Here is a 13906-nt window from a genome sequence, read left to right as displayed (position 1 = left end):
AGTACATCCCGGCGATGGACTTCCACCCGCAGCCGAAGCCCGGCACCCCCACCCCGTGGGCGTTCCCGGCTCCCGAACGGCTCACCCTCGCCAACGGCCTGACGGTGCTGCACTGCCACCGCCCCGGCCAGCAGCTGGTCGCCGTCGACGTGGTGCTGGACGCGCCGCTGGCCGCCGAGCCCGAAGGCCTGGACGGCGTCGCCTCGATCCTCGCCCGGGCGCTCTCGGAGGGCACCGACACACTCACCGCCGAGGAGTTCGCGGCCGAGCTGGAGCGGGCCGGCGCCACCCTGGACGCCCACGCCGACCACCCGGCGCTGCGGGTCTCGCTGGAGGTCCCGGCCTCCCGGCTGGAGCGCGGCCTCACCCTGCTCGGCGACGCCCTGCGGGTGCCGGCGCTGCCCGCGGAGGAGATCGAGCGGCTGGTCGCCAACCGCCTCGACGAGATCGTCCACGAGCAGGCCAACCCGTCCCGGCGCTCCGCCAAGGCGCTGTACGCCGCGCTGTTCGCCGAGTCCGACCGGCTGTCCCGGCCGCGGGCCGGCTCCACCGACAGCGTCAAGCGGATCGACCGGGACGCGGTGAAGGCGTACTACGACGCCCACCTGCGCCCGTCCACCGCCACCGTCGTGGTGGTCGGCGACCTCGCCGGCGTAGACCTGGCCGCCCTGCTGGAGTCCACCCTCGGCCGGTGGACCGGCGAGAGCGTCGAGCCGTCGGTGCACGGCCCGGTGGTCGCCGACGACACCGGCCGGGTGGTCATCGTCGACCGGCCCGGCTCGGTGCAGACCCAGCTGCTGATCGGCCGGATCGGCCCGGACCGGCACGACCCGGCGTGGGCCGCGCAGGTCCTCGGCATCTACTGCCTCGGTGGCACCCTCACCTCCCGGCTCGACCGGGTGCTGCGCGAGGAGAAGGGCTACACCTACGGCGTCCGGGCGTTCGCCCAGTCGCTGCGCTCCGCCGCCGACGGCTCCGGGCGCGGACTGCTGGCGATCAGCGGCTCGGTGGACACCGAGTCCACCGCGCCCGCGCTGCAGGACACCTGGACCATCCTGCGCACGCTGGCCGCCGAGGGCCTGACCGACGGCGAGCGCGAGGAGGCCGTGCAGTTCCTGGTCGGCGTCGCCCCGCTGAAGTACGAGACGGCCGGGTCGGTCGCCGCCACCCTGGCCGACCAGGTCGAGCAGTACCTGCCCGACACCTACCAGGCCGAGCTGTACCGGCAGCTGGCCGAGCTCGACACCGACGCGGCCACCCGCGCCGTGGTCGCCGCCTTCCCGCCGGACCGGCTGGTCACCGTGCTGGTCGGCGATGCCTCGGTGATCGCCGAGCCGATCAAGGCGCTCGGCATCGGGGACGTCACGGTCATCCCCAACTGACCTGGTCGTTCACGAGGGTCCGACGGGGCGTCAGCCCCGCCGGACCCTCCGCGTTTTAATCGATTGCGCCGCTGCCACCGGACGTGGGTAGATATCCCCGGCCGGGCGAGAGACGCGCGGCCGTCGCGAGGCGGAAGGAGGCGGTCACCATGCGGGTCGAGCCACGACGACGCTCCCCGAGGCTGCCCTTCCACCGTTCGTCCCGAACTGCCTGAGCAGTCGCCGCGCAGCACCGTCTGCCGCCCGCGGTCCCGCTTCGCCGGGCCGCCCCCTGATCTTCCCCGCCGCCGCACCGGGCGTTTCCGTGCGGCACCATGAACTCACGGACCCTGGAGGTCGAACCAGCATGTCGTACACCGAGATTCCGGGCGCCCGGGTACCGATCCGGATGTGGACCGACCCGGCCACCGTCGAGGGCCAGGCCCTGCAGCAGCTGCGCAACATCAGCACCCTGCCGTGGCTGCACGGCCTCGCCGTGATGCCGGACGTCCACCTGGGCAAGGGCGCCACCGTGGGCTCCGTCATCGCCATGAAGGGCGCGGTCTGCCCGGCCGCGGTCGGCGTCGACATCGGCTGCGGAATGACGGCCGTGAAGTCCTCGCTCACCGCGAAGGACCTGCCGGACGACCTGTCGCACCTGCGGCACCGGATCGAGCAGGCCATCCCGGTCGGCCGCGGCCTGCACACCGACCCGATCGAGCCGGGCCGGCTGCGGCTGCACGGGCAGTCCACCACCGGCTGGAACGACTTCTGGCAGCGCTTCGACGGCATCGCCCCCGAGGTGCGCTGGCGGCGCGAGCGGGCCGCCCAGCAGATGGCCACCCTCGGCGGCGGCAACCACTTCATCGAGCTCTGCCTGGACGACGACGGCGCGGTCTGGCTGATGCTGCACTCCGGCTCGCGCAACATCGGCAAGGAGCTCGCCGAGCACCACATGTCGATCGCCCAGTCGCTGCCGCACAACCAGGGCCTGATCGACCGCGACCTCGCGGTCTTCATCGCCGACACCCCGCAGATGGCCGCCTACCGCTCCGACCTGTTCTGGGCGCAGGAGTACGCCAAGCACAACCGGGCGCTGATGATGGCCCTGTTCCAGGACGCGGTCCGGCGTGAACTGCCCAAGGCCAAGGTCACCTTCGACGAGATGATCTCCTGCCACCACAACTACGTCGCCGAGGAGCGCTACGACGGCGTCGACCTGCTGGTCACCCGCAAGGGCGCGATCCGGGCCGGTTCCGGCGAGTACGGCATCATCCCCGGCTCCATGGGCACCGGCTCGTACATCGTGAAGGGCCTCGGAAACGCGGCCTCCTTCAACTCGGCCTCGCACGGCGCCGGCCGCAAGATGAGCCGGACGGCCGCGAAGAAGCGCTTCACCACCAAGGACCTGGTCGAGCAGACCGCGGGCGTCGAGTGCCGCAAGGACTCCGGCGTGGTCGACGAGATCCCGGGCGCCTACAAGCCGATCGAGAAGGTCATGGCCCAGCAGAAGGACTTGGTCGAGGTGGTCGCGCACCTCAAGCAGGTGATCTGCGTCAAGGGCTGACACGACGCCAGCGGCCCGGTGGTGCCTGGAATCCGGGCACCACCGGACCGAATCCACGCGATCACCACCGCGTGGGTGCGTGCGTCGAGCGGCAGCCCGACCGCGGCCGACCGGCGGCTAGGCTCCGGCTTCCACCAGCGCGCGGTAGCGGTCGTGCCACAGGTCCTCGTGCGCCTGCGGCAGCAGCAGCACCCGGTCCGGGCGCAGCGCGGCGAGCGCGTCCGGATCGTGGGTGACCATCACCATCGCGCCCGGGTACCCGGCGACCGCCCGCAGCACCTCGTCCCGGGAGGCCGGGTCGAGGTTGTTGGTCGGCTCGTCCAGCAGCAGCACGTTGGCGCCCGAGTGCACCAGGCAGGCCAGGGCCAGCCGGGTCTTCTCGCCGCCGGAGAGCACCCCGGCCGGTTTGTCCGCGTCCGCCCCGCCGAACAGGAACGATCCGAGGGCGGCACGCACCTCGCCGTCCGTCAAGTGCGGTGCGGCGGCCGACAGATGCTCGAACACGGTGCGGTTCGGGACGAGCGTGTCGTGTTCCTGCGCGAAGTAGCCCAGCCGCAGGCCCGGGCCCGCCACCGTCCGCCCGCCGTCCGGGAGTTCGCGGCCCGCGAGCAGCCGCAGCAGGGTGGTCTTGCCCGCCCCGTTCGGGCCGAGCACCACGAGCCGGCTGCCCCGGTCCACCGCCAGGTCCACGCCGGCCAGCACCCGGTGCTCCCCGTACGCCTTCGCCAGGCTGATCGCGCCCAGCGGGATCCGCCCGCACGGCGCGGGCTCCGGCAGCCGGATCCGCGCCGTCCGCTCGGCCTTGCGCACCGGCTCCGTTCCCGCCAGCAGCCGGTCCGCCCGCTTGGCCATCGACTTCGCCGCCGAGGCGGTGTTCGTGTTGGCCTTCATCTTCTCCGCCTGCGCGTGCAGGCTCGACGCCTTGCGCTCCGCGTTCGCCCGCTCCCTGGCCCGCCGCCGTTCGTCCGCCGCCCGCTGCGTCAGGTACGTCGACCAGCCGGTGTTGTGCACGTCCAGCGCGGCCCGCTGCGGATCCAGGTGGAACACCCGGTTCACCGTCGCGGCGATCAGCTCCAGGTCGTGGCTGATCAGCACCAGCCCGCCCCGGTGGGACGCCAGGAAGCCGCGCAGCCAGGCCACCGACTCGGCGTCCAGGTGGTTGGTGGGTTCGTCCAGCAGCAGTGTGTCGTGATCGGCGAACAGGATCCGGGCCAGCTCCACCCGGCGTTTCTGCCCGCCCGACAGGTCGCCGACCGGCTGCTCCAGCAGCCGCTCGGGCAGCCCCAGGCCCGCCGCGACCCGGGCCGCCTCCGCCTGCGCGGTGTACCCGCCGCACCGCTGGAAGGCGGCTTCGGCCCGGGCGTAGGCGTTCATCGCACGCTCCAGCGCTGCCCCTTCGGCCGTGGCCATCGCGGATTCCGCGGTGCGCAGTGCGCGCTGCGCGCCGTCCATCCCGGATGCGGACAGGATGCGGTCCAGCACCGGGACGGCCGGGTCCGCGGCGCGGGAATCCTGCGGCAGGTACCCGGTCGAACCCGTCCGCGCGATGGTTCCGGCGGCGGGCTCGGCGAGGCCGGCCAGAGTGGAGAGAAGAGTGGTCTTCCCCGCGCCGTTGCGGCCGACCAGGCCGACCCGGTCGCCCGGTGCGAGGTGGAAGGAGAGGTTGTGCAGCAGCAGACGCGCGCCAACGCGCACGTCGAGACCACGAACGGTGATCATGAAAGGACGCTCCGGAACAGCAAGAGGACACACGGGTGGCGTGGAAGCTGGTCCTCTTGCTAGGAGATGCGGGGCGTCGGCATGGGGCCGACAGTACGCCGCCGGCGGGGCGGCCCGCATGCGAATTTCGGGGAGGGGCCGCCGCGGGGGACAGCGGTGCGGCCGTGCTGCTGCGGGTCGGAAACGGGGGCCGGAAGCGGCGGAACGCGAAGCGCGCTGCTGAAGCTACGCCGCCGGCAGTTCGTCCAGGCCCTCGTGCACCATCTTCGCGACCCGGTCCAGCGCCGCGTCCGCGCCCTCCGCGCTCGCCGACAGGATCACCGTCTCGCCGCCCTCCGCGCCGAGGGTGAGCACGCCGAGCATGGAGCCGGCGTTGACCGGGGTGCCGCCTTCCTTGGCGATGGTCATCGGGACGCCGGTGGAGGTGACGGCCTTGACGAAGATCGAGGCGGGACGGGCGTGCAGGCCCTCGGCCCAACCGATGGTGACGCGGCGCTCAGCCATGAGAGGTGCCTTTCAGGTGGTGCAAGGTGGTGCAGGTGTTGTCTAGACCAGTGTTGCACGCCGGTGCTGTTACGGCCGGGCGGCGAGCAGGGTCAGAGTGCCGTCCCCGGCAGGGGCGGCGCCATCAGGCTCGCCGACGGCTACCCTGACGACCGTGGAGCACGACACCGTCAAGCACGCCATGGCGCGCGAAGAGGCCGAGCACGGTTATCCGCAGCACTGGGAGGCCGACGTCCTGCTGCGCGACGGCGGCACGGCCCGGATCAGACCGATCACCGCGGACGACGCGGACCGGCTGGTGGAGTTCTACGAGCAGGTCTCCGACCAGTCGAAGTACTTCCGGTTCTTCGCCCCGTACCCGCACCTGTCCGACAAGGACGTGCGCCGGTTCACGCACCACGACTACGTGAACCGGGTCGGTCTCGCGCTGGTGGTGCGGGACCGGTTCATCGCCACCGTCCGCTACGACCGGATCGACAAGGCGGGCATGCCGTCCACCACCGGCACGGACGCCGAGGTGGCGTTCCTGGTGCAGGACGCCCACCAGGGGCGCGGCATCGCGTCCGCGCTGCTGGAGCACATCGCGGCGGTGGCCCAGGAGCGCGGCATCCGCCGGTTCACGGCCGAAGTGCTGCCGGAGAACCGGAAGATGGTGAAGGTGTTCACCGACGCCGGCTACACCCAGCGGCGCAGCTTCGCCGACGGCGTGGTGCACCTGGAGTTCGACCTGGAGCCGACCGCCGCCTCGCTGGCGGTGATGCGGGCCCGTGAACACCGCGCCGAAGCCCATTCCGTGCAGCGCCTGCTGACGCCCCGTTCGATCGCCGTGATCGGGGTCTCGCGCAACCCGCAGTCGGTCGGCCGGGCGCTGCTGCGCGACATCCGGGCGGGTTTCGACGGCCCGGTGTACGCGGTGAACCGCACCGTCGAGCCCGGCACCGAGCTGGACGGCGTCCCCACCCACCGCTCGGTGCTGGACATTCGCGGTCCGGTGGACCTCGCGGTGATCGCGGTGCCGGAGTCCGCCGTCCCGGCCGTGGTCGCCGAGTGCGGCGCGCACGGTGTGCGGGGCCTGGTGGTGGTCACCGCCGGGTACGCCGAGACCGGCCCGGACGGGCGCGACCGGCAGCGCGAACTGGTCCGGCAGGCCCGGGCCGCGGGCATGCGGGTGGTCGGCCCGAACGCCTTCGGCCTGATCAACACCGACCCCGAGCACCGGCTGAACGCCTCGCTGGCCCCGGTGCTGCCCGGCCGCGGACCGTTCGGCGTGTTCTGCCAGTCCGGCGCGATCGGCGTCGCGCTGCTGGAGGCCGCCCACCGGCGCGGCCTGGGCATCTCCTCCTTCGCCTCGGTCGGCAACCGGGCCGACGTCTCCGGCAACGACCTGCTCCAGTACTGGGAGGAGGACGCCGCCACCGGGGTGGTGCTGCTCTACTTCGAATCCTTCGGCAACCCGCGGAAGTTCACCCGGATCGCCCGCCGGCTGGCCGCCGCCAAGCCGGTGGTGGTGCTCAAGGGCGCCCGGCACACCGGCAGCCTGCCGCCCGGCCACGCCGTCCAGCCCGCCGCCACCCGGCTGCGCGACGCCACCGTGGACGCGCTGTTCCAGCAGGCCGGCGTGATCCGGGTGGACACCATCACCGAACTGTTCGACACCGGCGAACTGCTGGCAGGCCAGCCACTCCCGGCCGGCAACAAGGTCGCCGTCGTCGGCAACTCCGACTCGCTCGGCCTGCTCACCTACGACACCTGCCTGGGCACCGGCCTGCGCCCGCGCACCCCCGTCGACCTGACCACCGGCGCCAGCGGCGAGAACTTCCGGATAGCCCTGGACACCGCGCTCAGTGACCCGCAGGTGGACGCGGTGATCGCCGTCGCCATCCCGCCGATCGGCGTGCTGGGCGGCCCCGAGTCCGCGCCCGAACAGGTCGAGGACGCCCCGGAGATCGCCCAGGCGCTGCTGGACGCCGCCGAGCGCGGCCGGGAACTCGGCAAGCCGCTGCTGCTCGCCCACCTCGCGCTGCCCGCCCTGGTCGCCCGCCTGCGGGCCGGGGGAGTGCCCGCCTACCCGGCCCCCGAACGCGCCGTCCACGCCCTGGCCGACGCGGTGCGCTACGCGAAGTGGCGCCGCCGCAGCGCCGAGGCCGAGCAGACCGCCCGGGTCCCCGAACTCGACGGCGTGGACGAGAGCGCCGCCCGCGCCCTGGTCGAGCAGGCGCTGGGCAGCCGTGAGGCGGTCGCCGCCCGGCTGCAGTCCGGCGGAGCCCGGGTCACCCTGCCCGATCCCGACGCCGCCGCCCTGCTCGGCCACTACGGCATCCAGGTCAGCCCGACGCTGGCCGCACCCGACGAGAACAGCGCCGTCAAGGCGGCGGCCACGCTCGGCTACCCCGTTGCGCTGAAAGCCACCGCCGAACACCTGCGCCACCGGCCCGACCTCGGCAGCGTCCGGCTCGACCTCACCAGCGAGGCCGAACTGCGCCGCGCCCACCGCGAGCTGGACGCCCTGCTGGGCGGCGCCGCGCAGGCGGAGCTGGTGGTGCAGCGGCTGGCCCCGCGCGGCGTGGACACCGTGATCGGCGCCGCCGTGGACCCGGCGGTCGGCACCATCCTGTCCTTCGGCCTGGCCGGCGCCCCCGCCGAACTGCTCGGTGACGTCGCCCACCGCCTGGTCCCGGCCACCGACCGGGACGTCGCCGAACTGATCCGCGAGGTCCGGGCCGCGCCGCTGCTGTTCGGCTGGCGCGGCGCGGAGGCGGTGGACACCGGCGCCCTGGAGGAGCTGCTGCTGCGGGTCTCCCGCCTGGTCGACGACCTGCCCGAGATCGCCTCCGTGGACCTGGAACCCGTGGTGGTCGCCCCGCACGGCCTGACCGTGCTGGGCGCCCGGGTGCGAATCGCCCCGCTGCCGGTCCGCACCGATCTGGGACCGCGCGCCATGAGCACGCTGTAACCTTGCGTGGTTGCCCGCCCGGCAGGAGCGGGCAACCCCCGGGCCGGACGGCAGGACGACGGGCCGGGCGACCCCGGCGCAGTGCCACCCGCCGGACCGGCGGGACATGCCAGGATGGAGATATGGCGAAGACCGGTACCACCACGCAGGACCTGCGGTCCGCGATCGAGCGCAGCGGTTACTACCCGGCGCTGGTCTCCGAGGCGGTGGAGTCCGCGGTGGGCCCCGAGCCGATCAGCTCGTACCTGGTGCACCAGGAGACCACCTTCGACGCGAACGAGGTCCGCCGACACGTCACCGTGCTGGTGCTCACCCCGTCCCGCTTCGTGGTCAGCCACACCGACGAGCAGAACGGCGACGCGGCCACGCCCGTTCCGTACGCCACCACCTCCACCGAGACGGTCCGGCTGGACCGGATCAACTCCGTGGTGATCAGCCGCATGGTCGCCAACCCGGAGACCTACACCCCCGGCACCCTGCCCCGCGAGGTCGTCCTCACCATCGGCTGGGGTGCCGTGCAGCGCCTCGACCTGGAGCCGGCCGGTTGCTCCGACCCCAACTGCGAGGCGGACCACGGCTACACCGGCTCCGCCACCGCCGACGACCTGTCGTTGCGGGTCAGCGAGGCCGGGGACGGCCCGGAGACGGTCGCCCAGGCGCTGGTGTTCGCCCGGGCACTGTCCGAGGCGACCGTGGGCAACGGCTGAGCCTGGCATGCATCACGGCTACGACTCGTTCGAACCGCTCGACCCCGCCGACGCCCCCGCCCCGCGCTACGGCTGCGCCGCCCTCTCCGACCTGCTGCCCACCCTGGCGGCGGGCCTCGGCGTGCCCGGCTACCGGCCCACGCTGCCGCTGGAGCCCGCCGACCGGGTGTGTGTCTTCCTGGTGGACGGCCTCGGCTGGGAGCTGATCCGCCGGCACCCCGACTGGGCGCCGTTCCTCACCTCGCTGATCGCCGCGGGCACGCCGATCACGGCCGGGTTCCCGTCCACCACCGCCACCTCGCTGGCCTCCGTCGGCACCGGCCTGCCGCCGGGGCAGCACGGACTGGCCGGGTACACGGTGGCGATCCCGGGCCGCGGGCAGCTGATGAACCAGCTGCGCTGGCAGCCGCCCGTGGACCCGCACGCCTGGCAGCCCTATCCGACCGTCTTCGAACAGGCGCACCTCGCGGGGGTGGCCACCGCGCAGGTCTCCTCCCCGCTGTTCGCCACCACCCCGCTCACCCAGGTCGCGCTCTCCGGCGGCACCTTCCTCGGCCGCACCACCGGCGAGGAACGGATGGACCGGGCCGCCGCCTGGCTGGCCGAACACGACCGCGCCCTGGTCTACACGTACCTGAGCGAACTCGACGCCGCCGGGCACCGCTTCGGCGTCGACTCCGACGAGTGGCGGCTCACCCTGTCCACCGTCGACCGGCTCGCCCGCCGCCTCGCCGAACAACTCCCGCCGCGCTCCGCCCTCTACATCACCGCCGACCACGGCATGATCGACGTCACCCCGGAGAACCGGATCGACTTCGACGAGGACTGGGAACTCTCGGCCGGCGTCGCCCTGCTCGGCGGCGAGGGCCGCGCCCGCCACGTGTACGCCCACCCCGGTGCGGCCGGCGACGTGCACGCCGTGTGGAGCGAGGTGCTCGGCGAGCAGATGTGGGTCGCCACCCGCGACCAGGCCATCGCCGCGGGCTGGTTCGGCCCCGAGGTGGACGAACGGGTCTACCACCGGATCGGCGACGTGGTCGCCGCCGCGCGCGACGACATCGCGATCATCGCCAGCCGCAACGAGCCCGGCGAGTCCCAGATGGTCGGCCTGCACGGCTCGATGACCCCCGTCGAACAACTCGTCCCGCTGCTCGAAGTCCGTGGCTGAGACCGGCCCGTCAACCACCCACGCCCGAAAGGCTGACGCTCCACCCATGGCTGAACTGGTGTTCTTCTCGGGCACGATGGACTGCGGCAAGTCAACGCTCGCCCTCCAGATGGACCACAACCACACCGCCCGCGGCCGGCAGGGCATCATCTTCACCCGCCACGACCGGGCCGGCGCCGCCACCATCTCCAGCCGCCTCGGCCTGCGCGCCGAAGCGGTCGAGGTCGGCGACGCGTTCGAGTTCCAGACCTACGTGGTCAACCTGCTCTCCGCCGGCGGCAAGGTCGACTACCTGATCTGCGACGAAGCGCAGTTCTTCTCCGCCGGACAGATCGACCAACTCGCCCGCATCGTGGACGAGTTGGGCATCGACGTGTTCACCTTCGGGATCACCACCGACTTCCGCACCAAGCTGTTCCCCGGCTCCCAGCGGTTGATCGAACTCGCCGACCGGGTCGAGGTCCTCCAGGTCGAGGCCCTCTGCTGGTGCGGCGCCCGCGCCACCCACAACGCCCGCACCGTCGGCGGCGTCATGGTGGTCGAGGGAGCCCAGGTCGTGGTCGGCGACGTCGCCGTCAACGAGGACGAGATCGGCTACGAGGTGCTCTGCCGGCGCCACCACCGCCGCCGCCTCACCGCGGCCACCGCCCGGGCCGCCGTGCTCTCCCCGGACGTTCTCCCGTTCGAAGGCTGACGCCCCGCCAGGTCGGTTGCCGCGCCACAATGGCAGCATGACCTCGCCGCTGATCACCGCCGCCGAACTCGCCGCCGCGCTCGACACCCCCCACCCGCCGGTACTGCTCGACATCCGCTGGCAGCTCGGCGGCCCGCCCGGCGCCGAGGAGTACGCCAAGGGCCACCTGCCCGGCGCGCACTACCTCGACCTCGACCACGACCTCGCCGACCCGCCCGGCACCGCAGGCCGCCACCCGCTGCCCGGCACCGACCGCCTCACGGCCGCGCTGCGCCGGGCCGGCGTCACCGCGGCGCGACCCGTGGTCGCCTACGACGCCGGCCCCTCGCTCTCCGCCGCCCGCGCCTGGTGGCTGCTCCGCTGGGCCGGCCACCCCGACGTCCGGGTCCTCGACGGCGGCCTCGCCGGGTGGCTCGCCGCCGGGCAGCCGGTCACCACCGAGACGCCGGCCGCCGCCGACGGCGACTTCACGGTCAACCCCGGCCACCTGCCCGCCGTCGGCGCCGCGCAGGCGGCCGAACTCGCCCGCACCGGACTGCTGCTGGACGCGAGGGCCGGTGAGCGCTACCGGGGCGAGACCGAGCCCATCGACCCCCGCGCCGGCCACATCCCCGGCGCGGCCTCCGCCCCCACGACAGAGAATCTCGCGCTGGACGGGCATTTCCTCCCCGCAGCGGATCTGGCTCGCCGATTCGCGGCCCTCGGCGTCACCGACCCCACCCGCACCGCCGTCTACTGCGGCTCCGGCGTCACGGCCGCGCACCAACTCCTCGCCCTGGAACTCGCGGGCCACAAGGGCGCTGCGCTGTACCCGGGCTCCTGGAGCGAGTGGTCTGCCGACCCGGCCAACCCGGTCGCTTAGGCCCCTGGTTTCGTGCCCTACCGCGTTCTTACTCCGGCTTCTTGCGGCGGGAGCCGAAGACGATCTCGTCCCAGCTCGGCACCGTCGCCCGCCGCCCGGGGCGGACGCCGTCCGCCTCGGCCTGGCGGTCGGTCGCGCCGACCATGCGGTCGCGGTGCGGGGAGACCGAGCGGGGCATCAGGATGTCCGCGTACGCGGAGCCCGCGCCGACGCTCGCCGCAGGCGCACTCGCGGGTTCGTCGATCTCCTCCGGCTCCTCGGTGACCGTGGACTCCACGCTCGGCCCGACCGGGGTCAGGTCGCCGCGGTAGGAGGGCACCACGTCCAACAGGCTGGTGAGCGAGTCCCGTTCGGGGGAGACCGCGGCGACTGCCTCGCGGTGCATGATGCGGTCGGCGGAGGGACGCTCGATCATCGGGCGGGCCGGGCGATCCTGGGGGAGCCGGGCGATCCGCGGGATGAACGGGAAGACCGAGTCCTCCTCGCGTTCGACGTTCTCGCCGATCAGCGCGCGGGCCTCGTCGTCGTTCGGCTGCACCAGCCGGCGCGGCGGGTCGTAGGACCAGGCGGCACGCCGGGTCTCGCCCTCGGCGCGGTAGACGAGGATGACTTCCCAGGTGCCGTCGTCGCGGCGCCAGGAATCCCAGCGTTCGGTGTCCTTCTCGGCACCGCGCAGCGCGAGCCGCTCGGCGACGGCTTCGCCGAGCTGGGGGCCGGTGGACTCGCCGTGGCGGCGGATCGCCGTCTTGCGGGCCCGCTCGGCCATGAAGGCGCGCTCGGCCAGCACCGGACCCTCGAAGCGGCGCACTCGCTCGACGGAGATGCCGGCGGCCTGCGCGACCTCCTCGGCGGAGGCACCGGCTCGTATCCGCGCCTGGATGTCCCGCGGGCGGAGGTGGCTCTCCACCTCGATCTCGATCTGGCCGAGCCGCGGCCGGTCACCCCGGACGGCGGCGCGCAGCCGCTCGTCGATCGGAAGGGTGTACTCCGTGCTGTCGGCAGCCTTGAGCACCAGCCGTGTGCCGTCGTTGCTGACGGCCACGACGCGCAGTTCGGGCACGGTTACCTCCCGGGTGGTGCCTGCCGACGTCACCTGCGTCGCTGCTCCCGTACTGAGTGTGGCCTGCCCGCTGGCGAGTGGCCACAACCTTGCAGAGTTACCCGGCGTGTCGGGCTTTCACCCGGGCGCGCCGCTGTGGCACGGTTGCCTGTTTGCCACGTCGACGGTCGACATCGCACCCGGGCGCCGGGCCATCGTCTGACGGAGTGTCGACAGGCGGGACCGAAGGCTCAGGCTCCACGAACAGTACTCCATTCGTGGCATCCACAGGGGCGGCTCGCCGCTCAAGTGTCCCGCGAATCATCGGAATCTCAAGAGTGGGCACCCCAATGGACGGCCGATGATCAACCGACGGTGATCATCTTCACATATATCGACCGGGAGCAACCGGATTTTCGACCCTTGTGTCCTTCTTTGGGCAAGATGGAGAGACTTGTTCGAAATTCCAACACGCCGACCGAGGGGGCTGGATGCCGCAGCAGAGGGAGCAGTTCGCGCACGGAGCGGCCCAGGGCGACCAGAAGCCCGAGCGCAAGCGGCTTGACCTGACGGTCGCTCAGGTCGCGGCGAGCGCGCTGGCGACGGTGGTCGGTGCGGTACTCGCCTCGGAACTCGGAGTGTACGGAACGATACTCGGAGCGGCCGTCGTCTCGGTGGGGGCGACGACCGGAAGCGCGGTCTTCCAGCACTTGTTCAAGCGCACCGGGGAACAACTGCGCAACGTGGTGGAACGCGGCACCGAATCCGCGCCGGCCGCGCATCCCCGGCCGGTCCCGGAGGGCGGAATCAGCCAGGACTGGAACGAGCCGCAGCTGGTGCGGGCGAAACGCCGTTGGACCTGGAAGTCCTACACGGCGGTATCCGCACTGGTGTTCGTTATTGCGATGGTGCCGATCGTGTCGGTGGAACTCGCGGCCGGAAAACCGCTGCACGACATCACCACCGGCCAGGACGGCAGCGGCACTTCGTTCAACCCCCGCCCGTCCGGCAACAACGGCAACAGCAACGGCAACAGCAACAGCACCGACAGTGATGGCGGCAGTGGCAAGGGTGACCGGCCGCAGCCCGGCCCGACGCAGTCGCCGAGCGGCGAGCCGTCCCGGCCCGGGCCGAGCGACCTTCCCTCGTCCGGGAGTTCCGGCTCGCCCGCGCCCAGTACCTCGGCCCGGCCGTCCACCAAGCCCGAGCCCTCCGCCTCGCCGAGCGCTGGCGGCTCCCCGGCGCCCACCGGGGAAGCCTCGCCCGGCCCCGCCGGGGTCGGCGCCGCCGGGCAGGGCGCCTCGCCGGCCGCGGGGGCAGCGGGCTGACCGG

At 73.0% G+C, this 13906-nt stretch carries 11 protein-coding genes; 8 read left to right on the top strand and 3 right to left on the bottom strand.

The annotated features are described in order from the left end of the window. Window positions 1-14 precede the first annotated feature (14 nt). Window positions 15-1382 (top strand): M16 family metallopeptidase, encoded by a 1368-nt coding sequence (locus tag ACZ6R9_RS30855; protein WP_380486981.1) that lies wholly within the window; start codon window positions 15-17, stop codon window positions 1380-1382. Between the two features lie 346 nt (window positions 1383-1728). Continuing rightward, the gene (locus ACZ6R9_RS30850) at window positions 1729-2928 is read left to right on the top strand and encodes an RtcB family protein (RefSeq protein ID WP_380486944.1); all 1200 of its coding nucleotides are present in this window, start codon (window positions 1729-1731) and stop codon (window positions 2926-2928) included. 117 nt (window positions 2929-3045) lie between these two features. On the opposite strand, the gene ACZ6R9_RS30845 is transcribed toward ACZ6R9_RS30850, so the two are convergent. After that, window positions 3046-4647: an ABC-F family ATP-binding cassette domain-containing protein gene (locus tag ACZ6R9_RS30845; RefSeq protein ID WP_465541856.1), complete on the bottom strand. Its 1602-nt coding sequence runs from the start codon at window positions 4645-4647 to the stop codon at window positions 3046-3048. Window positions 4648-4872: 225 nt separating this feature from the next. After that, a complete protein-coding gene (locus ACZ6R9_RS30840) occupies window positions 4873-5151 on the bottom strand; it encodes an HPr family phosphocarrier protein (protein WP_380486947.1) in 279 nt (92 codons plus the stop codon). 181 nt (window positions 5152-5332) lie between these two features. Between ACZ6R9_RS30840 and ACZ6R9_RS30835 the strand changes: the two genes are divergently transcribed. From ACZ6R9_RS30835 to ACZ6R9_RS30815, 5 genes are all read left to right on the top strand, one after another. Next, on the top strand, window positions 5333-8104 hold the full coding sequence (locus tag ACZ6R9_RS30835; RefSeq protein ID WP_465541945.1) for a bifunctional acetate--CoA ligase family protein/GNAT family N-acetyltransferase: 2772 nt from the start codon (window positions 5333-5335) through the stop codon (window positions 8102-8104). A 122-nt stretch (window positions 8105-8226) separates the two neighbouring features. Further along, the gene (locus tag ACZ6R9_RS30830) at window positions 8227-8811 is read left to right on the top strand and encodes a DUF5998 family protein (RefSeq protein ID WP_380486948.1); all 585 of its coding nucleotides are present in this window, start codon (window positions 8227-8229) and stop codon (window positions 8809-8811) included. Window positions 8812-8818: 7 nt separating this feature from the next. Then, window positions 8819-9979 carry an alkaline phosphatase family protein gene (locus ACZ6R9_RS30825; protein ID WP_380486950.1) on the top strand — a complete coding sequence of 387 codons (1161 nt, stop codon included), beginning with the start codon at window positions 8819-8821 and terminating at the stop codon, window positions 9977-9979. A 46-nt stretch (window positions 9980-10025) separates the two neighbouring features. After that, window positions 10026-10673 (top strand): thymidine kinase, encoded by a 648-nt coding sequence (locus ACZ6R9_RS30820; protein WP_380486952.1) that lies wholly within the window; start codon window positions 10026-10028, stop codon window positions 10671-10673. A gap of 37 nt (window positions 10674-10710) precedes the next feature. Beyond that, window positions 10711-11535, top strand: coding sequence for a sulfurtransferase (locus tag ACZ6R9_RS30815; RefSeq protein WP_380486954.1), 825 nt, complete (start codon window positions 10711-10713; stop codon window positions 11533-11535). 28 nt (window positions 11536-11563) lie between these two features. On the opposite strand, the gene sepH is transcribed toward ACZ6R9_RS30815, so the two are convergent. Beyond that, window positions 11564-12628, bottom strand: coding sequence for a septation protein SepH (gene sepH, locus ACZ6R9_RS30810; protein ID WP_380486956.1), 1065 nt, complete (start codon window positions 12626-12628; stop codon window positions 11564-11566). Window positions 12629-13065: 437 nt separating this feature from the next. Between sepH and ACZ6R9_RS30805 the strand changes: the two genes are divergently transcribed. Beyond that, complete coding sequence (locus tag ACZ6R9_RS30805) at window positions 13066-13902, top strand: hypothetical protein (RefSeq protein WP_465541851.1); 837 nt, start codon at window positions 13066-13068, stop codon at window positions 13900-13902. The last annotated feature ends 4 nt before the right edge of the window (window positions 13903-13906 follow it).

The organism is Kitasatospora sp. NPDC048662, from assembly GCF_055587065.1.
Note: the sequence above shows the minus strand (reverse complement) of the source record. Positions and strands in the feature narration are given on the sequence as shown.

Excerpts from the sequence above, each read along its gene's own strand:
- ACZ6R9_RS30805 (WP_465541851.1), top strand. The coding sequence starts at position 13,066 with ATGCCGCAGCAGAGGGAGCAGTTCGCGCACGGAGCGGCCCAGGGCGAC.
- ACZ6R9_RS30820 (WP_380486952.1), top strand. The coding sequence starts at position 10,026 with ATGGCTGAACTGGTGTTCTTCTCGGGCACGATGGACTGCGGCAAGTCA.
- ACZ6R9_RS30835 (WP_465541945.1), top strand. The coding sequence starts at position 5,333 with ATGGCGCGCGAAGAGGCCGAGCACGGTTATCCGCAGCACTGGGAGGCC.
- ACZ6R9_RS30825 (WP_380486950.1), top strand. The coding sequence starts at position 8,819 with ATGCATCACGGCTACGACTCGTTCGAACCGCTCGACCCCGCCGACGCC.
- ACZ6R9_RS30850 (WP_380486944.1), top strand. The coding sequence starts at position 1,729 with ATGTCGTACACCGAGATTCCGGGCGCCCGGGTACCGATCCGGATGTGG.
- ACZ6R9_RS30830 (WP_380486948.1), top strand. The coding sequence starts at position 8,227 with ATGGCGAAGACCGGTACCACCACGCAGGACCTGCGGTCCGCGATCGAG.
- ACZ6R9_RS30840 (WP_380486947.1), bottom strand. The coding sequence starts at position 5,151 with ATGGCTGAGCGCCGCGTCACCATCGGTTGGGCCGAGGGCCTGCACGCC.
- ACZ6R9_RS30845 (WP_465541856.1), bottom strand. The coding sequence starts at position 4,647 with ATGATCACCGTTCGTGGTCTCGACGTGCGCGTTGGCGCGCGTCTGCTG.
- ACZ6R9_RS30855 (WP_380486981.1), top strand. The coding sequence starts at position 15 with ATGGACTTCCACCCGCAGCCGAAGCCCGGCACCCCCACCCCGTGGGCG.
- ACZ6R9_RS30815 (WP_380486954.1), top strand. The coding sequence starts at position 10,711 with ATGACCTCGCCGCTGATCACCGCCGCCGAACTCGCCGCCGCGCTCGAC.